The following is a 24920-nucleotide window of genomic DNA, read 5'->3' on the forward strand; positions in this document are numbered from 1 at the left end:
CTTTACGCCATCAAGAAGAAATTGCATTTTTCAGACGGCCTTTAATATAAAAACATTACATCCATCAACGGAACACGACCATGACCACGACTACTGCCCCTCAGCGTATTCGAGAAATTCCCTATAACTATACTTCTTATACCGACCGCGAAATCGTCATCCGACTGTTGGGTAACGAAGCGTGGCAAATCCTGCAAGACCTACGCGGTCAACGCAAAACAGGACGTTCGGCACGAATGCTGTTTGAAGTATTGGGCGATATTTGGGTGGTCGTGCGCAATCCGTATCTGGTCGATGACTTGCTGGAGCACCCAAAACGCCGCGCCGCGTTGGTACGCGAAATGCGCCACCGCTTAAATGAAATCCGCAAACGCCGCGACGATAATCGGCAAGTGGATGTCTTGGTTGCCGCAGCAGAAAAAGCAGTCGAGCGTTTTGATAGCAGTTTTGATGAAACCAGCCAAAAACGCCATCAGATTTTGGAACGCTTAAGCAAAATCACCAAACCGCACAACATCATGTTTGACGGCTTGGCTCGCGTAACGCACGTTACCGATGCAACCGACTGGCGCGTGGAGTATCCGTTTGTTGTCGTTAATCCTGATACCGAGGCAGAGATCGCGCCTTTGGTGCGCGCTTTAATTGAGTTGGACTTGGTCATTATCCCACGCGGCGGCGGCACGGGTTATACCGGCGGCGCCGTGCCTTTGGATGCGATGAGCGCAGTCATCAATACGGAAAAGCTGGACAAGCATCGCGGCGTCGAATTTGTCGAACTGGCGGGCTTGGACGGCAAACATCCGATTATCCATTGCGGCGCGGGCGTGGTAACGCGGCGGGTGGAAGAAACCGCACATCAGGCGGGTTTGGTGTTCGCCGTCGATCCGACTTCCGCCGACGCGTCCTGCGTGGGCGGTAATGTGGCGATGAACGCAGGCGGTAAAAAAGCCGTGCTGTGGGGGACAGCGTTGGACAACCTCGCCTACTGGCAGATGGTCAACCCGCAGGGCGAATGGCTGCGCATCGAGCGCGTGCGCCACAATTTCGGCAAAATCCACGATGAAGAAACCGCCGTGTTCGACGTTCACACGCTGGATTCAGACGGCATCAATGTCGTTAAAACCGAACGCTTGGAAATCCCCGGCCACAAATTCCGCAAAGTCGGTTTGGGCAAAGACGTTACCGACAAATTCTTGAGCGGCCTGCCCGGCGTGCAGAAAGAAGGCACGGATGGCATCATCACCAGCGTCGCCTTCGTGTTACATAAAATGCCGAAATACACGCGCACCGTGTGTATGGAGTTTTTCGGCACGGTCGCTACTGCTACACCTTCTATCGTCGAAATCCGCGATTTCCTGCTCGCCCACGACAGCGTGCGGCTGGCGGGTTTGGAGCATCTGGACTGGCGTTATGTCCGCGCCGTCGGTTACGCCACCAAAGCGGCGGGTAAAGGACGGCCGAAAATGGTCTTGCTGGCGGACGTGGTTTCAGACGACGAAGCCGCCGTAGAGGCAGCCGCCGAACACATCTGCGAACTTGCCCGCGCCCGCGACGGCGAAGGCTTTATCGCCGTGTCGCCCGAAGCGCGCAAAACCTTCTGGCTCGACCGCAGCCGAACCGCCGCCATCGCCAAGCACACCAACGCCTTTAAAATCAACGAAGACGTGGTGATCCCGCTGGAGCGGCTGGGCGAGTATTCAGACGGCATCGAACGCATCAACATTGAGCTTTCCATCCAAAACAAACTCAAACTCTGCGCCGCATTGGAGCAATATCTTTCCGGCAAACTCCCCATCGACAAAATGGGCACGGACCTGCCGACCGCCGAACTTTTAGGCGAACGCGGCAAACACGCCCTTGCCCATGTTTCCGCCGTTAAAGAATGTTGGGACTGGTTGCTTGCCCATCTCGATACGCCGCTTGCCGACTACAAAGCCCGCTACGGCGCAGCCGTCCATGCCGCGCCCGAAGCCAAAGACGACGAGAGCTGTTTCACCGCATTCCGCGATTTCCGCCTGCGCGTGTCCGTCAAAGACGACGTAATGAAACCGCTCGCCGAAATCTTCAGCGGAAAAACCGACACCAAAATCATCGAAGGCTTGGGCAAAATCCACGCCAAAACCGTGCGCGGCAGAGTCTTCGTCGCCCTGCACATGCACGCGGGCGACGGCAACGTCCACACCAACATCCCCGTCAATTCAGACGACGCCCAAATGCTTCAAACCGCCTACCGCTCGGTCGAACGCATCATGAAGCTCGCCCGCTCGCTCGGCGGCGTGATTTCGGGCGAACACGGCATCGGCATCACCAAGCTCGAATTCCTAACCGATGAAGATTTGCAACCGTTTTGGGACTACAAAAACCAAGTCGACCCCAAACACACCTTCAACCGTCACAAACTGATGAAAGGCTCGGACTTACGCAACGCCTACACGCCGTCTTTCGAGCTTTTGGGTGCGGAATCGCTGATTATGGAAAAATCAGACCTCGGCACCATCGCCGATTCCGTCAAAGACTGCCTGCGCTGCGGCAAATGCAAACCTGTTTGCTCTACTCATGTTCCGCGTGCCAACCTACTGTATAGCCCCCGCAACAAAATCCTCGGTGTGGGCTTACTGACCGAAGCCTTCTTATACGAAGAACAAACCCGTCGCGGTGTTTCCGTCAAACATTTTGAAGAACTGATGGACATCGGCGACCACTGCACCGTGTGCCACCGTTGCGTTAAACCTTGCCCTGTCAATATCGACTTCGGCGATGTTACCGTAGCCGTCCGCAACTATCTTGCCGATTCCGGCCACAAACGATTTGCGCCTGCGGCTTCAATGGGCATGGCATTTTTGAACGCCACAGGCCCGAAAACCATCAAAGCCCTTCGCGCCGCAATGATACAGACCGGCTTCCCTGCACAAAACTTTGCCTACAAAATCGGCAAGCTTCTTCCGATTGGCACTAAAAAGCAAAAAGCCGAACCGAAAGCCACCGTCGGCACCGCTCCGGTCAAAGAACAAATCATCCATTTCATCAACCGTCCTTTGCCCAAAAGCGTGCCCGCCAAAACACCGCGCTCCATGCTCGGCATAGAAGACGACAAAAGCATCCCCATCATCCGCAATCCGGCTGCGCCGGAAGATGCCGAAGCCGTGTTCTACTTCCCAGGTTGTGGCTCTGAGCGCCTGTTTAGCCAAATCGGACTTGCCGTTCAAGCCATGCTCTGGCATGTCGGTGTACAAACCGTCCTGCCACCCGGCTATATGTGTTGCGGCTATCCGCAAGACGCAGGCGGCAATAAGGCTAAAGCCGAAGAAATGAGCACTAACAACCGCGTGGCTTTCCACCGTATGGCAAACACCCTTAACTACCTCGACATTAAGACCGTCGTCGTCAGTTGCGGTACCTGCTACGACCAACTGGAAAAATACCGTTTTGAGGAAATCTTCCCAGGCTGCCGTATCATCGACATCCACGAATATCTGCTTGAAAAAGGCGTGCAACTAAACGGCGTACAAGGTCAGCAATACCTCTACCACGACCCTTGCCATACCCCGATCAAAACCATGAATGCCACCCAAATGGCCAGCAGCCTGATGGGACAGAAAGTCGTCTTAAGCGACCGCTGCTGCGGCGAGTCCGGTATGTTTGCCGTCAAACGACCCGACATCGCCACCCAAGTCAAATTCCGCAAACAAGAGGAAATTGAGAAAAATCTCAAGGAGCTGCCGCAAGGCGAACCTGTCAAAATGCTTACCTCCTGCCCAGCCTGCCTGCAAGGCTTGAGCCGCTACGCTGACGACAACAATATGCCTGCAGACTACATCGTCATCGAAATGGCAAAACACATCCTCGGTGAAAACTGGCTGGATGAGTTTGTGAAAAAAGCCAATAACGGAGGTGTAGAAAAAGTATTGCTCTAAGGACTTAGACAAAAACTTTTGGCTGTAATAAAGGCCGTCTGAAAATCTTTCAGACGGCCTTTTTATTCAAAAGAATCAAAATACAATAATAAAATCAAATGCCTTTACAAATAGCGATGCTACACCAACAGCATTCAATAAAAAATAAAACCTGAGGCTTTTATCCCCCAGGTTTTATTTTCAAGTCTTATGCTTTTTCTTGCTGACGTTTTCTTTCTGCCATCATCTCATGCAATGTTTGCTTGGCAGGTTTCATCGGAACACGGTTATCCGTCCAACCCAGCTGCTTGCTAGGCGTCAATGCACGGAATTTGGTAGCAGCCCAGCCGAATGCTCGATAAGCTTTACTGCCGCTGAAAATACCGTCAAACGTACGCCACGCCATTTGCTCGCCGAAGGTATGCGATGCGCCTTGACCACGGATAGGATGAGGAACGGTTTCTGTTGGCGAACGTTGCGCTTCAACACGCAGACGTTGCATTTGTTCGGTAATCGGAATGCGTACCGGACAAACTTCAACACAGGCGCCACACATGGTACACGCAGTCGGCAGATCGCGTGTCGCATCCAAGCCTAACAAATGTGGAGAGATAATCTCGCCAATCGGACCGGGATAAGTCGTACCGTAAGCCGCGCCACCGATACGGGTATAAACCGGACAGTGGTTCATACACGCACCGCAACGGATACATTGCAAAGTACGGCGCATTTGATCTTCTGCATAAGCTTGGCTACGGCCGTTATCAAGCAGTACCAAGTGCATTTCTTGAGGGCCGTCCAGCTCTTCGCTACGGCGAGGGCCGGTAATCATATTGAAATAAGTGGTAATGTTCTGACCGATGGCGGAGCGTGGCAACAGGCTGTACAAAGGCGGAACATCCGACAGCTTCGCAACCACTTTTTCAATACCGGTAATGGCAATATGCACAGGCGGTACAGTGGTACTCAAGCGGCCGTTGCCTTCGTTTTCGACCAGACACAAAGTACCTGTTTCCGCTACGGCAAAGTTCACACCGCTCAAACCGACATCGGCAGTGCTGTAAATATCGCGCAATGCTTTACGCGCAAATCCGGTCAGTTGGTCTACATCGTCTGTTAATGGAGTGCCAAGGTTTTGATGAAAAAGCTCGCTAACCTGCTCTTTGGTCTTGTGAATGGCAGGCATCACGATATGGGTTGGTTTCTCGCCGGCCATTTGAACGATAAACTCGCCCAAGTCGCTCTCAACTGCTTTGATGCCTTGGTCTTGCAGATAATGGTTCAGCTCAATCTCTTCGCTGACCATAGATTTGCCTTTCACCATCAGCTTACCGTTTTTATCGGTAATGATGTTGTGAATGATTTGGCAGGCTTCGGCAGGTGTTTCCGCCCAGTGGACTTTAACGCCTAACTTGGTCAGGTTTTCTTCCAGCTGTTCCAGCAATGAAGGCAATTTGGACAACGAACGTTGACGGACATGCTCACACAAGTCACGAAGGCTTTGCAGCTCTTCTTCATCTGTCAAAACGGCTTTGCGCTTGGTCATCAGCATATCCATCGCTGTGCGCAAGCTTTTACGCAGAGGCTTGTCTTGCAAAGAAATTGCGGCGTTTTGCTTGAATGTTTCCGGCTTCATATAGAATTTAATGGTTTGGGAGCTCATGCTTTTTCCTCCAAATCGGCAGGGGAAATGTGATCAGGCAGAACGGCCAAAACCACTAAATCGCGCGGGCCATGTGCACCATAGGCCAAAGTCAATTGAATATCGGCAGTCTTAGACGGGCCGGAAATCAAAATAACGTTGGTAGGCATGCCTTTTTCTACCAGTTTTTCGCCTTCAACAGCATTATGGAATTCGTTGTACATTTTGCTGGTGTCAAACAAGCAGAAATGCACAGGCGGAACCAAACTCAGGCTGCGTGGCTCAAGAGAGCTGGACTCCAGCATAATCGTACCGGTACGGGCAATACCGCATTTAGAGCCGCTAAAACCAGCTTCAATATCGGTAAAGAATTCGTTTTTCCAGTCGTCGATTTTTCGCTCAAAACCACGCGCTTCAATATTGGTATCGGCCAAAGCTGCACGGGCCAGCTGACCATGTTCTGTTTCCAATGGGAGCAGAATGTTTTTTAAGCCTTTGCCTTCGGCTGCTTGACGGAATACTTGAGGCCAGTTGGATTTGGTAACCCAATAAATTTCAGTTTTAACGGCACGCATGGCAGCCGCCCAATGTTTCAAACGCTCGACATCGTTTGCCCAAGAAACACCCATTTCACGGTAATAATCGAAAACCGGCGGCTCTTCCATCGGCAAGGCATCGGCTTTTTTCAATTTCGCTAAAATATTTTCGCGCGCGCTCATGCTTTACCTCCGGTACGTTCCAACAGGAAAGATGCAATATGTTTCGGACGTGGCATATTGGGTTCGTCTTTGGCAATTTTACCGCCGATATTCATCATGCAGCCGCAGTCCGCGCTGATGATTTCAGTTGCGCCTGTTTCTTTCAGGGCTGCAACTTTGTCGGTTACCATCGCGCCGGAAATATCGGCCTGTTTCACAGAGAATGTACCGCCAAAACCGCAGCATTCACTTTCATGGTCGTGAACGATACGTTCAACATTTTCCATGCCGTCAATCAGCTGCCAGCCTGACAAATGGACATTCATCTCGCGACGCGCCGCGCAGGAAGTATGAACGGCTACTTTAACCGGCTCGCCTTTATCTTCAGGTTTGTAACCAATCGCCAGCAAGAAGTGGGTAAATTCAATGATACGATTGGCGCAATCAATAGCTTTTTGTTCGTACTCGGTACCTTTAAACAAAGTCGGCCAGTGGTGTTTCATCATGCCGCCGCAAGAACCGGAAGGCACGACAATCGGCCAATTTTCAGGGAATAAATCCAGTTGCGCTTTGGCAACATCAAAGGCTTCTTTAGGATGACCTGACGAATAGGCCGGTTGGCCGCAGCAGCTTTGTTCCATTGGATAATGGACACGGATGCCCTGTTGTTCAATTAAAGTGATGGCATCCATGCCTGCTTCGGGCATGAAAAGGTCGAGAACGCAAGTACCGAAGAAATAAGCATCGGTTGGCTTGCTGTCGAATACGGTGATTTGTGGTGGTTTGATTGCGCTCATTTTTTTGGAACGGGACAACCCGTTTTCTTGTGTAAAAATAAGATGGGTACTTTAAGTAATTGCTTGTAATGGGTCAAGTCTAATTTTAAAAAATAATATTAAAAAAGCATGACAAACCAGACAAACACTCCTTCCTTATTAACTTGATAATCTATATAATAACCACTATCAATAAGAAAACTGATGGATTCATTTTTTAATAAATGAAACTCGTACATTCCCTCTCTATATTAAAACAGAATAACTGCCTCTTTATAGAATCTTGATTTACATCAGAAGTCATGAACTTAATCTCTATGACACGTTTTTAGATGAAATAAGTAATCCGCTATGTTGCACATATGTTTCAGACGGCCATATTGAAATAAAGAGATATCTAAGATAATAAAAATAAAAGTTTTTCTCACAAGACTCAGGTCGTCTGAAAGATAAGTTCGTCAAAAGGCCACTTTCCATATACTCAACCCTACTTTTAATCAAAATCAAACACTTGAAAAATCGTCCTTCTTAACCGCGAAAACCCTATGCACACTCAAGCACTTCCAGTATCATTGAGACAGTTTCTTGACGCAAAATTACAGTCTTAGCCGCCCACAATCGGCATGGATTTGCAAAAGAAGTGAAACCAAGCCTCAAAACAATTTCACCTTAATTTCGGAGTAGGCATTATGTTGACCCAGACTCAACAGGTTGATTTGACCTTGCATCACCTTAAAGAACGCACCCTATCGATTTATACCCCCGAACAGCGTGCAAGCATCGAAGCATCTGAAGACTGGAAACAGTTTGACAGACGACTTGAGGAACACTTCCCAAAACTGATGCACGAGCTGGACAACGTTTACAATAACAACGAAGCCGTCCTCCCCATGCTGGAGCAACTGATTGCCCAAGCATGGCAAAGCTATTCCCAACGCAACTCATCCTTAAAAGACATCGATATCGCGCGCGAAAACGATCCTGACTGGATTTTGTCCAACAAACAGGTTGGCGGCGTGTGCTATGTCGATTTGTTTGCAGGCGATCTACAAGGCTTAAAAGCCAAAATCCCTTATTTTCAAGAATTGGGGCTAACCTATCTGCACCTGATGCCCCTGTTTAAATGCCCTGAAGGCAAGAGCGACGGCGGCTATGCAGTCAGCAGCTACCGCGACGTCAATCCGGCACTGGGTACAATAGACGACTTGCGCGATGTCATTGCCGCCTTGCACGAAGCAGGTATTTCTGCCGTTGTCGATTTCATCTTCAACCATACTTCTAATGAACACGAATGGGCAAAAGGCTGCGCCGCCAGCAATCCGCTTTACGACAATTTCTACTACATCTTCCCCGACCGCTGGATGCCCGACCAATACGACCGTACCCTGCGTGAAATCTTCCCCGACCAACATCCGGGCGGTTTCTCCCAACTGGAAGACGGACGCTGGGTATGGACGACGTTCAACTCCTTCCAATGGGACTTAAATTACAGCAACCCATGGGTATTCCGTGCCATGGCAGGCGAAATGATGTTTCTTGCCAACTTGGGCGTTGATATTCTGCGCATGGACGCCGTTGCCTTTATTTGGAAGCAAATGGGCACAAGCTGCGAAAACCTGCCTCAGGCACACGCTCTGATTCGTGCGTTTAACTCTGTAATGCGTATCGCAGCGCCAGCCGTCTTCTTCAAATCCGAAGCCATTGTCCATCCTGACCAAGTTGTCCAATACATCAGCCAAGACGAATGCCAAATCGGCTACAACCCTCTGCAAATGGCATTGTTGTGGAACACGCTTGCGACACGCGAAGTCAACCTGCTCCATCAAGCACTGACCTACCGCCACAACCTGCCCGACCACACAGCATGGGTCAACTACGTCCGCAGCCATGACGACATCGGCTGGACGTTTGCCGATGAGGATGCATGGCAGTTCGGTATTCACGGCTACGACCACCGACAATTCCTCAACCGCTTCTTCGTCAACCATTTCGACGGCAGCTTCGCACGTGGCGTACCGTTCCAATACAACCCAAGCACAGGCGACTGCCGTGTCAGCGGTACAGCCGCGGCATTGGTCGGCTTGGCTCAAAATGACCCGTATGCCGTTGACCGCATCAAACTTTTGTACAGCATCGCTTTGAGTACCGGCGGCCTGCCACTGATTTACCTAGGCGACGAAGTCGGTACGCTCAATGACGATGATTGGTCGCAAGACAGCAATAAGAGCGATGACAGCCGCTGGGCACACCGTCCTCGTTACAATGAGGAGTTGTACAACCAACGCCATGACGGCTCGACCACTGCCGGTCAAATTTTCCAAGGTTTGCGCCATATGATCTCCATCCGCCAAAGCAATCCGCGCTTTAATGGCGGCAGATTGGTCACCTTCAACACCAACAACAAACACATCATCGGCTATATGCGCAACAACGCGCTTTTGGCATTCGGCAACTTCAGCGAACATGCGCAAACCATCAGTGCGCACACCCTGCAGGCCATGCCGTTTAAAGCGCACGATTTGATCAGCGGTCAAACCGTTTCTCTGAATCAGGATTTGGTCCTGCAACCCTATCAAGTCATGTGGCTTGAAATTGCATAAGCTGAATTTTTTATACATCATTCAAGGCCGTCTGAACAAATCAGCGTTCAGACGGCCTTTTAAGGCATAAGATGTATTTTGTATTTTGGGCAGTTTCGCTTAGAATGCACGCTTTAATACTAAATGACACACTTAAAGTCAGGAGTAAAAATCCATGTTGAAAAAATTCGTACTTGGCAGCATCGCTGCAGTAGTTTTGGCTGCTTGCGGTGGAGAAGGTAGCAACTCAGCTTCTTCTGCTCCGGCACAATCCGGTGCGGCCTCAGGCTCATTGATTGAGCGTATCAACAACAAAGGTACCATCACTGTCGGTACGGAAGGTACTTACGCACCATTCACTTACCACGACAAAGACGGCAAATTGACCGGCTACGATGTCGAAGTAACCCGCGCAGTTGCCGACAAACTGGGTATCAAAGTTGAATTTAAAGAAACACGTTGGGACTCTATGATGGCAGGTTTGAAAGCCGGCCGTTTTGACGTGGTCGCCAACCAAGTCGGCCTGACCAGCCCTGAACGTCAAGCGACTTTTGACAAATCCGAGCCTTACAGCTGGAGCGGTGCCGTATTGGTTGTACGCAAAGACAGCAACATCAAATCCATCGATGACATCAAAGGCGTGAAAACCGCACAATCCCTGACCAGCAACTATGGCGAAAAAGCCAAAGCGGCAGGAGCTGAACTCGTGCCGGTAGATGGTTTGGCGCAATCTCTGACTCTGATTGAACAAAAACGTGCCGACGCAACCCTGAACGACGAATTGGCAGTATTGGACTATCTGAAAAATAAACCTGATGCTGGTGTAAAAATCGTTTGGTCTGCCCCGGCTGACGAAAAAGTCGGCTCCGGCTTGATTGTCAATAAAGGCAATGATGAGGCATTGGCCAAATTCAGCACAGCCATGAACGAACTGAAGGCCGACGGTACGCTGAAAAAACTGGGCGAACAATTCTTCGGAAAAGACATCAGTGTTAAATAATTTCCTTGCCTCTCTGCCGTTTATGACGGAAACACGCGCTGATATGCTCATCAGCGCGTTTTGGCCTATGGTCAAAGCCGGCTTTATAGTATCTCTTCCTCTGGCGATTGCTTCTTTCGTTATCGGTATGATTATTGCTGTAGCCGTTGCTTTGGTAAGAATCATGCCACCTGGTGGAATTCTTCAAAAAATTCTACTTAAAGTGGTTGAATTCTATATTTCTGTCATTCGTGGAACACCGCTTTTAATACAACTAGCAGTGGCCTTCTATGGTCTGCCATCTGTTGGTATTTATATCGACCCGATTCCTGCCGCCATCATCGGCTTTTCGCTCAACGTTGGTGCATACGCTTCCGAAACCATACGCGCGGCAATTTTGTCCGTACCTAAAGGTCAATGGGAAGCTGGTTTCTCCATCGGTATGACCTATATGCAGACATTCCGCCGCATTGTCGCTCCGCAGGCATTCCGCGTTGCCGTACCGCCTTTGAGCAATGAATTTATCGGTTTGTTCAAAAATACCTCGCTTGCAGCAGTTGTAACGGTAACTGAATTATTCCAAGTTACTCAACAGATTGCTAATCGCTCCTATGACTATCTACCGGTTTATATCGAAGCCGGATTGGTTTATTGGTGTTTCTGCAAAGTGCTGTTTTTGATTCAGGCGCGTTTGGAAAAACGTTTCGACCGCTATGTCGCCAAATAAGGAGTTGTCATGATTAAAATCCGCAATATCCATAAGACCTTTGGCGAAAATACCATTTTGCGCGGCATCGATTTGGATGTCGGCAAAGGACAAGTGGTTGTTATCTTAGGCCCTTCCGGCTCAGGCAAAACCACGTTTTTACGCTGTTTAAACGCTTTGGAAATGCCTGAACAAGGTCAAATCGAGTTTGACAATGCGCAGCCGTTAAGCATCGATTTTTCCAAAAAACCAAGCAAACACGATATTTTGGCACTGCGCCGCAAATCCGGCATGGTGTTCCAACAATACAACCTCTTTCCGCACAAAACTGCGTTGGAAAACGTCATGGAAGGACCGGTTGCCGTACAAGGCAAGCCTGTCGCTCAAGCGCGTGAAGAGGCTGTCAAATTGCTTGAAAAAGTCGGTTTGGGCGATAAGATTGACCTCTACCCCTACCAGCTTTCCGGCGGTCAACAGCAGCGTGTCGGCATTGCCCGAGCATTGGCGATTCAGCCTGAATTGATGCTGTTTGACGAACCGACTTCCGCGCTTGACCCTGAATTGGTGCAAGATGTTTTGGATACCATGAAGGAATTGGCACAAGAAGGCTGGACCATGGTTGTCGTTACGCATGAAATCAAATTCGCCTTAGAAGTGGCAACCACGGTCGTCGTGATGGACGGCGGCGTTATTGTCGAACAAGGCAGCCCGCAAGATTTGTTCAATCATCCCAAACATGAGCGGACACAAAAATTCCTGCGCCAAATCCGTGCGGACAATGCCGATCTTCAAATTTAATTGAAACGACAGACAATTTGAAAGCATTTCCGACCGTCATTTCATAAAGGCCGTCTGAATTAAGTGAAATAGAAATCGTTGATTTCGTTTTCATACTTGTTCAGACGGCCTTTTATATATCTTTTCAGGTAAAATAACGCCTTTCGTTTTACTCATCCCCTTGCCTGCCATCATGATAGAAATTAAAAAACTCACCTTACAACGCGGTTTGAAAGTCCTACTCGATAAAGCCGATGCCGTAATCAACCCCGGCCAACGCGTTGGTTTAATCGGTAAAAACGGTACAGGCAAATCCAGCCTGTTTGCGCTGATAAAAGGTGAAATCACGCAAGATGGCGGCGAAATCCTTATTCCTAAAACATGGCGCCTTGCTTCCGTCTCTCAAGAAACGCCTGATTTAGATATTTCCGCTTTAGACTACGTTTTGCAAGGTGATGCCGAATTGCAGGCTTTTCAGACGACCTTGGCTCAAGCAGAAGCGCAAAACGACGGCATGAAGCAAGCCGAATATCACGCCAAACTTGAAGAAATCGATGCCTATACCGCTCCGGCACGCGCCGCCAAACTGCTTAACGGCTTAGGTTTCTCGCAAGAAGAACATACGCGCCCCGTCAAATCTTTTTCCGGCGGCTGGCGTATGCGCCTCAACCTTGCCCAAGCGCTGATTTGTCGTGCCGATTTGCTGCTTTTGGACGAACCGACCAACCACTTGGATTTAGAAACCGTGTTGTGGCTGGAAAACCATCTCGCTTCCCTGCCCTGTACGCAAATCATCATCTCCCATGACCGCGACTTCTTGAATGCCACCACAACACAAACCATCGAGCTGTCACAACAAAAACTGACCCAATACGGCGGCAATTACGATTTCTACCAAGCGGAACGTGCCCAACGTCTGGCGCAACAACAAGCCGCCTACGTCAAACAGCAGGCGCAAATCAAACATCTGCAATCCTTTATCGACCGTTTCAAAGCCAAAGCCACAAAGGCCGTACAAGCCCAAAGCCGCATAAAGGCCCTGGCCAAACTCGAGCGCATCGCCCCTGCGCATTTGGATAGCGAGTTTTCCTTTGAGTTTGCCAATCCGACCCACCTGCCTAATCCATTATTGAAACTCGACCATGCCGACTTAGGTTATGGCGACAATACCGTTTTACACGATATCACCTTGTCTTTGGAAAGCGGCGCACGTTACGGCCTGTTAGGTGTTAACGGCAGCGGTAAATCCACATTTATCAAAGCATTGGCAGGAAAAATCGATTTACTTTCCGGCAGCATCGTTCGCTCCGAAAAGCTCAATATCGGCTATTTTGCCCAGCACCAACTGGATACTTTACGCGCAGACCAAAGTCCGGTTTGGCATATCCAACAGCTTTCGCCCGAAGTCCGCGAACAAGAAATCCGCAACTTTTTAGGCGGTTTCAACTTCGTCGGCGATATGGCGGTTCAAAAGACCGAGCCGTTCTCCGGCGGGGAAAAAGCGCGGCTTGCCCTTGCCATGATTATCTGGCAAAAGCCTAATCTGCTGTTGCTTGACGAACCGACCAACCACCTAGACTTGGATATGCGCCACGCCCTGACACTTGCACTGCAAAGTTTCCAAGGTGCATTGATTGTCGTTTCGCACGACCGCAGCCTGCTTGAAGCGACTACCGACAGCTTCCTATTGATTGACAAAGGCCGTCTGAACAACTTCGACGGTGATTTGAACGACTACCGTCAATGGCGGTTGGCACAAGAAAACGCAGCTGCTGCCCCCGCCGCTTCTGCACAAAGCCAAAGCCGCAAAGACACCAAGCGCATAGAAGCACAAATCCGTCAGGAAAAAGCCAAACGCAGCAAACCGATTCAGCAGAAAATCGACAAAGCCGAAAAAGAAATCGCACGATTGACTGATATTCAGACGGCCTGTGAAGCATTTTTGGCACAAGAATCTGCTTATTCAGAAGAAAATAAACCCAAATTGCAAGAGATACTCGCACAATTAACAGAAACTAAAGTAAAATTAACGCAACTGGAAGAAAACTGGCTGCAATGGCAGGAAGAGCTTGAGCAAATCCAAGTGGATGTCGAAGCCGAGTTTTCCCAATAAAAATAGAGCCATCAGGCCGTCTGAAATAAAACACAATACGGAAAAACATGACTTCAACCATCAAACAAGCCGGATACTTCCTCGTATCCTCTTTCGTCTTGGGCATTTCTCTTCACGCAGCTGCCGCAGTCTATTCCTGCGGCAACGGCAGCTATACCTCCGAACCCAAATCCTCCTGCGCACAGGCTCAATTGCCTAAAATCAGCGGCCATCAAGGCAGCGGTTACCACCTCAACATCCGAAGCCTCAATACCTCTGATGAACGCGCAAGTGCAAAGCCTAAGAAAAAGGCACGCGCGGAAAAATCCGATAAACAAGAGAAAAAAGCCGACAAACCGAGCAAAAACAAAAACGGTGCAAAAGCTAAAAAACAGCAGCCCATGCCGTCTGAACAAGAATAAAATGCTCAAGTGCAACGAATCAGCCCTACCTGAATCATGAAAAAATATCTGCTTACCCTATCCCTGCTGCCGCTTGCCATTTTCAACAGCCAAGCCCATGCCGCAAAAATCTACACCTGTGAAGTCAACGGCTCGATTGTCTATACCTCGCGCCCAAGCGGCAACTGCCAGGCCGTCAACGATTTGCCGATTATCGGCAAATACAGCAGCAGCCGATACGATGCCCCGGTCAGCGATGCGCCTACACTCAACGCGCCGACATCACAAACGGCTCCGGCAAAAAGCAAAAATACAGCGGCAAAATCTAACCACAAAGCAACACCCAAACCTGCCCCTGTCCGCACCGCTTCTGAAACAGCTCCTCCTCCGGTTCCAAAATCCTCCGGTGTCAACAGCCGCCGCTCTATTTTGGAAACTGAGTTATCCAATGAACGCGCGGCTTTGGCCGATGCCAAAAAGCAACTGAGCCAAGCGCGGACAGCCAAAGGCGGCAGCGTCAATCAACAGGCCATCAGTACGTTGCAAGGTGCGGTTTTGGATAGGGAGAAAAATATTCAAGCCCTCCAACGCGAACTGGGCAGAATGTAAGTCCAAATCAATCAAAACATCAGGCCGTCTGAACAGGTGGAAACGAAATCCAAAATTTTCGTCACGCCAAACAGACGGCCTGAATCCATAATGATTACGCCCGTTTCAATTTCTTGTGCCTAGTAAATACGGTATAATTTGCCCTTTACACACATTACCTCCGGTCTTTTCAGACGGCCTTTATCTCATGACTGCAAAATCTTCTAAAACCCAAACAAAAAAACGCGTCTCTACCAAACCGGCAGCCAAACCGACCACACGCAAATCCACCAAAGCACAAACTCAAGCCGACAATAAAGTCTCCCAACGCCTGAAAGCCGCCAAAGAGCTGCAAAAAAACGAAGAAAAAAAAGCGCGTCCCGAGCATGTCGTCAACTTAATCAATGATGCTTTGTGGCTGTTTGGCTTGGTTATCACCATTTATCTGACCATTTCCCTGGCCAGCTTCAGCATGGACGACCCTGCATGGTCACGCAGCGTTCCCAAAAGCAACGATGTCGCCAACCTCGGCGGCCTCTTTGGCGCATATCTTTCCGATGTCGGATATTATCTGTTCGGCCTATCGTTTTGGTGGTGGATAGCCGCCTCTTGCGTTTTCCTCTACAAAAATTTCCGCCCCATGAAAAAGCAGGAAAACCATAAGCCCTACAATCACGGCGTAGCCGCTTTGGCATTGTTTCTCCTGCTGGTGTGCAGTCCGATTATCGAACATTTCCTGTTTGACAACGCATTGAGCGAATCCCTTCCCGTCGGTGCCGGCGGCCTGGTCGGCTTATTGGCCGGCTCAGGCTTGGCTTGGCTGTTGGGCAAATCAGGCAGCCTGTTGATTATGCTGGTGATGTTGCTGTTGTCCATTTCCCTGTTGGCTCAGGTGTCATGGTTGGAAGTCATGGCCAAATCCGGCAGCCATGTGGGCGACCTGTTTGGCAGCTTGATGAAAAAACTGTCGCAATATCAAAATAAAAAAGAAGATGTCAGCGCCGAAGCTTTGGAAACCCAAAATACGCGCCGCATGGTTAAAGAAGCTAAAACCATTACCGCTACTCCGGTTGCTCCGTTGGCAGGCAGCAGCAGCAACCGTAAAACCGTTGCCGTATCTGTTGCGCCGCCTCCTAAAATCCAAACTTCCCTGTTTGACGATACTGAACCTAAAAACAACGGCGAATACCACAAACCCAACATGAACCTGTTGCGTATGCCGTCTGAAGAACCGGTTGCCGTCAATCCGGATGAATTGCAACAAACCGCAGAATTGATCGAAGCCAAGCTGGCTGAATTTGGCATCGGCGTACAAGTTGTTTCCGCCACTTCCGGCCCCGTGATTACCCGCTACGAAATCGAACCGGCACAAGGTGTCAAAGGCAGCCAAATTGTCGCCTTGTCCAAAGATTTGGCGCGCTCGATGTCTCTGCAAGCGGTACGTATCGTAGAAACCATTGCCGGTAAAAACACCATGGGCATTGAATTACCCAATGAGAAACGTCAAGACGTGATGTTGAGCGAAATCCTCTCTTCGCCCGTGTTTACCGACGCCAAGTCCAAACTGACCGTTGCCTTGGGTAAAGATATTGCAGGTACACCCGTTGTCGGCGACTTGGCAAAAATGCCGCATCTTTTGGTTGCAGGTATGACCGGCTCAGGTAAATCCGTCGGTGTGAACGGCATGATTATGTCCATGCTCTTTAAAGCTACCCCCAACGAAGTCCGCTTCATTATGATTGACCCGAAAATGCTGGAATTGAGCATTTACGACGGCATCCCGCACCTGCTCTGCCCGGTTGTAACCGATATGCGCGAGGCAGGACAAGCGTTGAACTGGTGCGTTGCCGAAATGGAAAAACGCTATCGCCTGCTTTCTCATGCCGGCGTGCGCAATCTGGACGGTTTCAACCAAAAAGTCGAACAAGCCAAAGCAGCAGGCAAACCATTACTCAATCCGTTCAGCTTAAATCCTGATGATCCTGAGCCTCTGGAAAAACTGCCGTTGATTGTGGTCGTTATCGATGAGTTGGCTGACTTGATGATGACCGAACGCAAATCCGTTGAGCAGCAAATCGCACGCCTTGCCCAAAAAGCACGTGCTGCAGGCATTCACATGATTGTCGCTACCCAGCGTCCGAGTGTCGACGTGGTTACCGGCCTGATTAAAGCCAACATTCCGACACGAATGGCCTTTACCGTACAAAGCAAAATTGACAGCCGCACCATTCTTGACCAAATGGGTGCAGACGAATTGCTCAAATACGGCGACTCATTATTCCTGCAACCGGGCAGCGCAGAACCGACACGCCTGCAAGGTGCGTTTGTTTCCGATGATGAAGTACATCAAGTCGTCAATTTCGTCAAAGAACAGGCTCCGACCAATTATGTGGAAGGCCTGCTCAGTGGCGAAGCAGCCATCGAAACCACCAATATTGTTAATCCGAACGCAAACAGCGATGAGTTATTTGATCAAGCCGTCGCCTTCGTATTGGAAAGCCGGAAAACTTCCATTTCCGCACTCCAACGCCAATTACGCATCGGCTACAACCGGGCCGCCAATTTGGTAGATGCGCTTGAAAATGCCGGTGTTCTTTCTCCGGCAGACATCAACGGCAGCCGACGGATTATGGCTCAAAAAGACCAGCTGTAAAAAACAACAATATCGAAACGCAAAGGCCGTCTGAAAAGAATTTCCTACTTTTCAGACGGCCTTTTTATGTTATTCGTGAAACATTGTGTTATACTAAGCAGCTAAATTTTGACCTTATGCACGCTTCCGAAATTCTTCGGAATACTGAGCAGAAGGATAACCGTTTAAACACAACAAATTTAAGGGCTTACGATGAGCGTAACTGTTGAAACTTTAGAAAATCTGGAACGCAAAGTAGTATTGTCTCTGCCTTGGTCCAAAATCAACGCAGAAACTGAGAAAAAACTGAAACAAACCCAACGCCGCGCAAAAATTGACGGCTTCCGTCCGGGTAAAGCACCGTTCAAAATGATTGCCCAAATGTACGGCGCAAGCGCACAAAACGACGTTATCAACGAATTGGTACAACGCGAATTCTACGAAGTTGCCGTCGCTCAAGAATTGAAAGTTGCCGGTTACCCACGCTTTGAAGGCGTTGAAGAACAAGACGATCAAGAGTCTTTCAAAGTTGCCGCTATTTTTGAAGTTTTCCCTGAAGTAACTATTGGCGACCTGTCTGCCCAAGAAGTAGAAAAAGTTACTGCGACTGTTGGCGATGCCGAAGTCGACCAAACTGTAGAAATCCTGCGTAAACAACGTACCCGCTTCAACCATGTTGACCGCGAAGCCCAAAACGGCGACCGCGTCATCATCGACTTTGAAGGCAAAATCGACGGCGAACCTTTCGCTGGCGGCGCATCTAAAAACTATGCTTTCGTATTGGGCGCAGGTCAAATGCTGCCTGAATTCGAAGCCGGTGTTGTCGGCATGAAAGCTGGCGAAAGCAAAGATGTTACCGTAAACTTCCCTGAAGACTACCACGGTAAAGATGTTGCCGGTAAATCTGCCGTATTCACCATCACTCTGAACAACGTTTCTGAAGCTACTTTGCCTGAAGTTGACGCTGACTTCGCTAAAGCTCTGGGTATTGAAGACGGCGATGTTGCCAAAATGCGCGAAGAAGTGAAGAAAAACGTTGGCCGCGAAGTTGAGCGCCGCATCGGTGAACAAACCAAAGAATCTGTAATGAACGCCCTGCTCAAAGCAGCTGATTTGCAAGTTCCTGTTGCTTTGGTCAACGAAGAAGCTGCCCGCTTGGCAAACGAAATGAAACAAAACTTCGTTAACCAAGGTATGGCTGACGCTGCCAACTTGGATCTGCCTTTGGACATGTTCAAAGAACAAGCAGAACGCCGCGTTTCTTTGGGCCTGATTTTGGCTAAATTGGTTGAAGAAAACAAACTTGAGCCAACTGAAGACCAAATCAAAGCCGTTGTTGCCAACTTCGCAGAAAGCTACGAAGATCCTCAAGAAGTTATCGACTGGTACTACGCAGAGCCTTCCCGCCTGCAAGGTCCGACTTCTTTGGCAGTAGAAAGCAACGTTGTTGATTTCGTTCTGAGCAAAGCTAAAGTAACCGAAAAAGCGCTGTCTTTTGACGAAGTAATGGGCGCACAAGCTTAATTGCTCTAAGGCCGTCTGAAACAGACAATCAAAAGCACCGAAGCGCTTTAAATGGCTTTGGTGCTTTTCCATCATTAACAGGAGACAAAAATGTCCTTCGATTTCAATAATTACCTTGTCCCTACCGTTATCGAACAAAGCGGTCGCGGCGAGCGCGCATTCGACATCTACTCACGCCTTTTGAAAGAGCGCATTGTTTTCTTGATCGGCCCGGTGACAGACGAATCTGCCAACTTGGTTGTTGCGCAATTACTGTTCTTGGAAAGTGAAAACCCTGATAAAGATATCTTCTTCTATATCAACTCTCCGGGCGGTTCGGTTACTGCCGGTATGTCGATTTACGACACCATGAACTTCATCAAGCCTCATGTTTCTACTTTATGCTTGGGCCAAGCGGCAAGCATGGGCGCATTCCTGTTGTCCGCAGGCGAAAAAGGCAAACGCTTTGCCCTGCCAAACAGCCGCATCATGATTCACCAACCGCTCATCAGCGGCGGCTTGGCCGGCCAGGCTTCCGACATTGAAATTCACGCTAAAGAGCTGCTGAAAATCAAAGAGAAACTGAACCGCTTACTCGCCAAACATTGTGATCGCGATTTGGCCGACTTGGAACGCGATACCGACCGCGACAATTATATGTCTGCCGATGAAGCTAAAGAATATGGTTTGATTGACCAAGTTTTGGAAAACCGCGCCTCTCTGCAAGCCTAATCTTTATAGTTTTTAAATCAAAAGGCCGTCTGAAAAATATATATTCAGACGGCCTTTCTTCAATCTTACTTCGTGTTGTCTTTGTTATTCACTTGAACCGGATACAGCAAAATCAAAGGATTGGCTTTCACTTGACTCCAGAAGCTCTTCAGTAGATTACGCATACTGCCCAAACGCGTGCCGCGAGAACGAAGTGCAACAGCCAAAGCCAGAGAAAAGCTGACCACCAGATTCACCATGCCGATTGCCAATACACTTGCCAAGCCAAGCATAAAAGTGAATATATCTGCATGACCGCTAATCGCGGCATAACCCAAATTTGCCGAAGAGAACGCTACATGACGAATATCCAGCGGCAAGCCGAAAAGATGGCCGAAATAGCCGGTCATCCCCAAAAGCATACCGAAAATAAAATTACCCATAAGCGAGCCATAATGCTTATGAATATAAGCGGCCAAACGGCGGCGCGGCTGCGGGCGCATGATTTTTCGTAAAAACGGATTAAACGGCAGACGCTGACGCAGGTTCAGATAATCGGAACGGTTGTCAAAGAAGCCGGCAATAATCCCCGAGCAAAACAGCCATACACCGGCAATAGCGGCATACCATAAGGTCGGCTGAGTAAAAATCTCAATAGATTTAAGCTGGTAGGCTGTAACCGCCTCATTCAACAAGGGCTGGCCATGCGTATGGGCATAGCCAAAAGCAATCCCGGCCGCTAACAATACCGCAATCGATACATTGCCAAACACGGCGACACTTTGCGAACGACACACGTCAATCAGCAGTTTAGCCAATTTATTGTCCACTGCTTTGCTGCCTTCATTTGAGTCCACCTGCTCGGCAAAGCTCGCCGCCGTCATGGCAGGCTGCTTGGTCGCAACGGTGCAGTGCAGCATATGAATCAGCATAAAGCCTAAGCCGTAGTTAAGTCCGGCAAGGAATGAAGTAGTAAACTCGCCGAATCCCAAAGACGCAATATGGATTTTATTCAATGCCATCAAAGCAATAATTACGCCGCCGCCTGCTGCAGAATAAAACATTTTGAAATATTCACTACGGTTGCGCGTAATGTAATGCTCACCATGATGGCTTTTGTTTTCCGTAATACTGCGTGCCAGCATTCGGATACTGCTTTTACGCAAGTGGCTGGTGCTGTATTGCTCTACCGCCGCGTAAATCATCGCATTCATCAGATTGATGGTTAAGCGGGTGCGGCTGCCGGTTTCGATTTGAATATTGGTCAACAATTTCAGACGGCCTATGGTTTGTTGCAGGCGCTCCAGCAAGTGTGCCACTTTCACTGACGAACCAGACCCTGCTCCCGTACCGCGACGGCGCAAATAGTCAATTTGATTTTCACACTGGTCAAACATAACCTCCAAGTGCGCCGTGTCATAAGTTTCTTCGCTATGGCGATAGTGTTCAACCATCTTCGCAACTTCGCGCTGTAAAGCGACAAATGCAGAATCCGCTTCCAATAAACGGGGGGCAATCCGTATTAAATCCGGCTCAATCGCTTCAGAAGCAATCCAGATGGACAACATTTCTACCGCACGCAAACGTGCATCTGTCAATTGTCGGCTGGCCGTCTGAAGCAAAGTGGGATCCGCCTTAGCTAACAACAATTCATACATACCCAGCCATTGTCGCAAACTCAGTGTTTGCAACCATTTATCATCGTTTTCAGAATGAAAAAGATATAAAAATACTTCGCGCAAATTGGAAAAATCTTTATAAGACGGGCTGAACCGCTCATAAATCCGTATGCCCATTTCTCGGGTAAAACTATGGCGCGAGAAAATACCCAGCTTAATCAGCGCAGGATAAATGTGAACTTTAGACAGCCAAGTATAAAAGCGCAGGCTGAATTGACGGCATAAAGCATCGTCTTGTTTTAACGTAGATAAAATCAAATCAAAACGTTCGGAAGCCTTTTTTTTGCCTCCTCGGCGCAAAAATTTGATTAAGGCATTGAGGATAAGAACAAAGTCAGTATCGTTTAAGCGTTCCGACAAAATAATGTGAAGATTTTGATTAGTCAGTTTTTGCATTGTAGTATTATTACATTAAATTAGGTATTTAGCAAGAACCTTGGTAAACAAGTCGGATTATATCGCATTCTTTATCAACCCATGTCACAAGATTTTCAATTAATATTCTCTAAAATTCAATGAATAATCAAATTACATAACAAATATATGATGTGAATCAATAACTAAGAAAGGCCGTCTGAATTCTTTCAGACGGCCTTTTACAACAACATACTACATTGTTTTAAACTTATACAAACAAGAGCTTACCACCCTCTTCTTTAACATGGATTGTGCTATCAGGTGCATATTTACCTTCAAGCAATGCTTTTGCCAGCGTATTTTCGATTTCTGACTGGATGGCGCGTTTGAGCGGACGGGCACCATACACAGGATCAAAACCGGCTTCGGCAATCAGATCCAAGGCAGCATCATCGACTTTCAGATGCAGATGTTGCGCCTCCAAACGTTTTTCCAAACCTTTAAGCTGGATTTTCGCAATGCTGCGGATATTAGCCTGATCCAAACCGTGGAACACGACTACTTCGTCAATACGGTTGATCATTTCAGGACGGAAATGTTCTTTCACATCCTCCATTACAACTTCTTTTACTGCTTCGTAGTCCTGAGTACCCATTTGTTGGATATGTTGGCTACCGATGTTGGAAGTCATGACGATAACAGTATTTTTAAAGTCTACGGTACGGCCTTGTCCGTCGGTCAAGCGACCGTCATCCAACACTTGCAGCAAGATGTTGAACACGTCCGGATGGGCTTTTTCCACTTCATCCAAAAGAATCACGCTGTATGGTTTGCGGCGGACTTGCTCAGTCAGGTAACCGCCTTCTTCGTAGCCAACATAGCCGGGAGGCGCACCAATTAAGCGGGCAACAGCATGTTTTTCCATGTATTCGGACATATCGATACGAATCAGATGATCTTCGCTGTCAAACAGGAAGCCTGCCAAAGCTTTGCACAACTCGGTTTTACCCACACCAGTCGGGCCTAAGAACAAGAAGCTGCCATAAGGTTTATTCGGATCGGCCAAACCGGAACGGCTGCGGCGGATAGCGTCAGACACGGCACGCACAGCTTCATCTTGGCCGACCACACGGCGATGCAATACTTCTTCCATTTTCAACAGCTTGTCGCGTTCACCTTCCATCATTTTGGACACAGGGATGCCGGTCATGCGCGATACGATTTCGGCCACTTCGTCCGCACCAACTTCGGTACGGAAGAGTTTGTTTTGTTTTTTGCCGTCGGGGTTATTTTCCGCAGCTTGCAACTGTGCGCCCAATTTCGGCAACTCGCCGTATTCGAGTTCAGACGCGCGGGCAAAGTCGCCTTGGCGTTTGGCCTGCTCGATTTTGACTTTGATGTCGTCCATCTGTTTCTTGATGTCGGCAGTGCTGGAAGAGGCGGCTTTCTCGGCTTTCCAGATTTCGTCCAAATCAGCGTATTCTTTTTGCAGGCCGTCAATTTCTTCGTCTATCAGTTCCAAACGTTTTTTGCTGGCATCGTCGCTCTCTTTGGCAACGTGCATTTTTTCCATTTTGAGCTGGATGATGCGGCGGTCGAGTTTGTCCATCTGCTCGGGTTTGCTGTCCAGCTCCATTTTGATGCGGCTGGCAGCTTCGTCAATCAAATCAATCGCTTTATCAGGCAGGAAGCGGTCGGTAATATAACGGTCGCTCAACTCCGCTGCGGCAACGATAGCAGGGTCTGTAATATCGATACCGTGGTGGATCTCATAACGCTCTTGCAAACCGCGCAGGATGGCGATGGTGTCTTCCACACTTGGCTCGCCGACCAATACTTTTTGGAAGCGGCGTTCGAGTGCCGCATCTTTCTCGATGTACTGACGGTATTCGTCCAAAGTAGTCGCGCCGATGCAGTGCAGTTCGCCGCGTGCCAAGGCCGGTTTCAACATATTACCCGCGTCCATCGCACCGTCGGTTTTACCTGCGCCAACCAAAGTATGAATTTCGTCGATGAAAATCAGTGTATTGCCATCATCTTTAGCCAAGTCGTTCAACACGCCTTTCAAGCGTTCTTCAAATTCGCCGCGGTATTTCGCGCCGGCAATCAAAGCCGCCAAGTCCAAAACCAAAAGGCGTTTGTTACGCAGGGATTCAGGTACTTCGCCGTTGACAATACGTTGCGCCAAGCCTTCAACAATAGCGGTTTTACCTACGCCAGGCTCACCAATCAGCACAGGGTTGTTTTTGGTACGGCGTTGCAATACCTGAATCGCACGACGAATCTCATCATCACGACCGATAACAGGGTCAAGCTTGCCGTCTCGGGCGCGCTGGGTCAGGTCGAGCGTGTATTTTTTCAACGCATCGCGTTGGTCTTCGGCATTGGCATCATTCACGTTTTGTCCTCCTCGTACCGCATCAATCGCGGCATTGATATTTTGTTCGGTCGCACCGGCCTCTTTCAAAATTTTGCCGGTCGCATCGTTCTGCTGAACCAAAGCCAACAGGAAAAGTTCACTGGCAATATAGGCATCGCCGCGCTTGGTTGCAGCCTTGTCCATCAAGTTCAATACAGCTTGCAGCTCACGGCTAGGCATAATATCGCCACCTTGTCCGGATATTTTTGGCAAGCTGCTCAAATGTTGCTGCAAACGTTGTTTTACTTGAGGCACATTTACACCTGCATGAGCCAGCAACGCAGCAGCACCACTGTTTTGATCATCAAGCAACGCTTTTAAGATAAAGCCGGCTTCAAGGTAGCTGCTGTCCGCAGCCAAAGCCAAACTTTGACCTTCTTGCAGAGCTTGCTGAAATTTAGCAGTCAATTTATCAAATCTCATTTAACGTTCCTCTACAAATATATTTCCGTTTAAGCTTATATAAGCGCAAATGTGGATAACTCAAG

The 24920-nt window shown here is 48.8% G+C and carries 15 protein-coding genes and 2 pseudogenes; 12 read left to right on the forward strand and 5 right to left on the reverse strand.

The genetic code is table 11. The features are described from left to right. Positions 1–80 precede the first annotated feature (80 nt). Positions 81–3914 carry a DUF3683 domain-containing protein gene (locus ACTHR7_RS05240; RefSeq protein ID WP_440370460.1) on the forward strand — a complete coding sequence of 1278 codons (3834 nt, stop codon included), beginning with the start codon at positions 81–83 and terminating at the stop codon, positions 3912–3914. 187 nt (positions 3915–4101) lie between these two features. Here the strand turns inward: ACTHR7_RS05240 and ACTHR7_RS05245 are convergent, their stop codons facing one another. The 3 genes from ACTHR7_RS05245 to ACTHR7_RS05255 are packed head-to-tail and all read right to left on the reverse strand — an operon-like array spanning position 4102 to position 7030. Then, positions 4102–5556, reverse strand: coding sequence for a LutB/LldF family L-lactate oxidation iron-sulfur protein (locus ACTHR7_RS05245; RefSeq protein ID WP_440370461.1), 1455 nt, complete (start codon positions 5554–5556; stop codon positions 4102–4104). Beyond that, the gene (locus ACTHR7_RS05250) at positions 5553–6254 is read right to left on the reverse strand and encodes a LutC/YkgG family protein (RefSeq protein ID WP_440370462.1); all 702 of its coding nucleotides are present in this window, start codon (positions 6252–6254) and stop codon (positions 5553–5555) included. Before ACTHR7_RS05250 ends, ACTHR7_RS05245 begins: the two co-directional genes overlap by 4 nt. Next, positions 6251–7030: a (Fe-S)-binding protein gene (locus ACTHR7_RS05255; RefSeq protein WP_049344813.1), complete on the reverse strand. Its 780-nt coding sequence runs from the start codon at positions 7028–7030 to the stop codon at positions 6251–6253. Before ACTHR7_RS05255 ends, ACTHR7_RS05250 begins: the two co-directional genes overlap by 4 nt. Positions 7031–7698: 668 nt before the next feature. Between ACTHR7_RS05255 and ACTHR7_RS05260 the strand changes: the two genes are divergently transcribed. From ACTHR7_RS05260 to clpP, 11 genes and pseudogenes are all read left to right on the forward strand, one after another. Next, positions 7699–9609, forward strand: coding sequence for an alpha-amylase family protein (locus ACTHR7_RS05260; protein ID WP_440370463.1), 1911 nt, complete (start codon positions 7699–7701; stop codon positions 9607–9609). Between the two features lie 154 nt (positions 9610–9763). After that, positions 9764–10588, forward strand: coding sequence for an amino acid ABC transporter substrate-binding protein (locus ACTHR7_RS05265; protein ID WP_070460706.1), 825 nt, complete (start codon positions 9764–9766; stop codon positions 10586–10588). Next, positions 10578–11294, forward strand: coding sequence for an amino acid ABC transporter permease (locus ACTHR7_RS05270; protein WP_083290040.1), 717 nt, complete (start codon positions 10578–10580; stop codon positions 11292–11294). Before ACTHR7_RS05265 ends, ACTHR7_RS05270 begins: the two co-directional genes overlap by 11 nt. Positions 11295–11303: 9 nt before the next feature. Next, positions 11304–12071, forward strand: a complete 768-nt coding sequence (locus tag ACTHR7_RS05275) for an amino acid ABC transporter ATP-binding protein (protein ID WP_049333845.1) — start codon at positions 11304–11306, stop codon at positions 12069–12071. 172 nt (positions 12072–12243) lie between these two features. Then, positions 12244–14163: an ATP-binding cassette domain-containing protein gene (locus ACTHR7_RS05280; RefSeq protein WP_440370464.1), complete on the forward strand. Its 1920-nt coding sequence runs from the start codon at positions 12244–12246 to the stop codon at positions 14161–14163. A gap of 47 nt (positions 14164–14210) precedes the next feature. Beyond that, positions 14211–14564 (forward strand): nucleolar protein, encoded by a 354-nt coding sequence (locus ACTHR7_RS05285; protein ID WP_440370465.1) that lies wholly within the window; start codon positions 14211–14213, stop codon positions 14562–14564. Positions 14565–14600: 36 nt separating this feature from the next. Beyond that, positions 14601–15152 (forward strand): hypothetical protein, encoded by a 552-nt coding sequence (locus ACTHR7_RS05290; RefSeq protein WP_440370466.1) that lies wholly within the window; start codon positions 14601–14603, stop codon positions 15150–15152. A gap of 187 nt (positions 15153–15339) precedes the next feature. Beyond that, positions 15340–16042 (forward strand): annotated as a pseudogene (locus tag ACTHR7_RS05295) (DNA translocase FtsK 4TM domain-containing protein); the annotation flags it as partial. A 101-nt stretch (positions 16043–16143) separates the two neighbouring features. Beyond that, positions 16144–17784, forward strand: a pseudogene (locus tag ACTHR7_RS05300) (DNA translocase FtsK); the annotation flags it as partial. 192 nt (positions 17785–17976) lie between these two features. Continuing rightward, entirely contained in the window at positions 17977–19287 is a 1311-nt protein-coding gene (gene tig / locus ACTHR7_RS05305; RefSeq protein WP_440370467.1) for a trigger factor, read from the forward strand. A 90-nt stretch (positions 19288–19377) separates the two neighbouring features. Then, positions 19378–19998 (forward strand): ATP-dependent Clp endopeptidase proteolytic subunit ClpP, encoded by a 621-nt coding sequence (gene clpP, locus ACTHR7_RS05310; RefSeq protein WP_003683589.1) that lies wholly within the window; start codon positions 19378–19380, stop codon positions 19996–19998. Positions 19999–20063: 65 nt separating this feature from the next. On the opposite strand, the gene ACTHR7_RS05315 is transcribed toward clpP, so the two are convergent. Beyond that, on the reverse strand, positions 20064–22052 hold the full coding sequence (locus ACTHR7_RS05315; RefSeq protein WP_440370468.1) for a site-specific recombinase: 1989 nt from the start codon (positions 22050–22052) through the stop codon (positions 20064–20066). 229 nt (positions 22053–22281) lie between these two features. Beyond that, a complete protein-coding gene (gene clpB / locus ACTHR7_RS05320; protein ID WP_440370469.1) occupies positions 22282–24855 on the reverse strand; it encodes an ATP-dependent chaperone ClpB in 2574 nt (857 codons plus the stop codon). Positions 24856–24920 lie beyond the last annotated feature (65 nt).

The organism is Neisseria sp. P0007.S010 (genome assembly GCF_051962875.1).
GTDB lineage: Bacteria > Pseudomonadota > Gammaproteobacteria > Burkholderiales > Neisseriaceae > Neisseria > Neisseria subflava_A.

Bases quoted from the DNA above. Each gene is read 5' to 3' on its own strand.
- ACTHR7_RS05250 (WP_440370462.1), bottom strand. From the start codon at position 6,254: ATGAGCGCGCGCGAAAATATTTTAGCGAAATTGAAAAAAGCCGATGCC.
- clpB (WP_440370469.1), bottom strand. From the start codon at position 24,855: ATGAGATTTGATAAATTGACTGCTAAATTTCAGCAAGCTCTGCAAGAA.
- ACTHR7_RS05240 (WP_440370460.1), top strand. From the start codon at position 81: ATGACCACGACTACTGCCCCTCAGCGTATTCGAGAAATTCCCTATAAC.
- ACTHR7_RS05275 (WP_049333845.1), top strand. From the start codon at position 11,304: ATGATTAAAATCCGCAATATCCATAAGACCTTTGGCGAAAATACCATT.
- ACTHR7_RS05245 (WP_440370461.1), bottom strand. From the start codon at position 5,556: ATGAGCTCCCAAACCATTAAATTCTATATGAAGCCGGAAACATTCAAG.
- ACTHR7_RS05265 (WP_070460706.1), top strand. From the start codon at position 9,764: ATGTTGAAAAAATTCGTACTTGGCAGCATCGCTGCAGTAGTTTTGGCT.
- tig (WP_440370467.1), top strand. From the start codon at position 17,977: ATGAGCGTAACTGTTGAAACTTTAGAAAATCTGGAACGCAAAGTAGTA.
- clpP (WP_003683589.1), top strand. From the start codon at position 19,378: ATGTCCTTCGATTTCAATAATTACCTTGTCCCTACCGTTATCGAACAA.
- ACTHR7_RS05255 (WP_049344813.1), bottom strand. From the start codon at position 7,030: ATGAGCGCAATCAAACCACCACAAATCACCGTATTCGACAGCAAGCCA.
- ACTHR7_RS05290 (WP_440370466.1), top strand. From the start codon at position 14,601: ATGAAAAAATATCTGCTTACCCTATCCCTGCTGCCGCTTGCCATTTTC.
- ACTHR7_RS05280 (WP_440370464.1), top strand. From the start codon at position 12,244: ATGATAGAAATTAAAAAACTCACCTTACAACGCGGTTTGAAAGTCCTA.
- ACTHR7_RS05285 (WP_440370465.1), top strand. From the start codon at position 14,211: ATGACTTCAACCATCAAACAAGCCGGATACTTCCTCGTATCCTCTTTC.
- ACTHR7_RS05260 (WP_440370463.1), top strand. From the start codon at position 7,699: ATGTTGACCCAGACTCAACAGGTTGATTTGACCTTGCATCACCTTAAA.
- ACTHR7_RS05315 (WP_440370468.1), bottom strand. From the start codon at position 22,052: ATGCAAAAACTGACTAATCAAAATCTTCACATTATTTTGTCGGAACGC.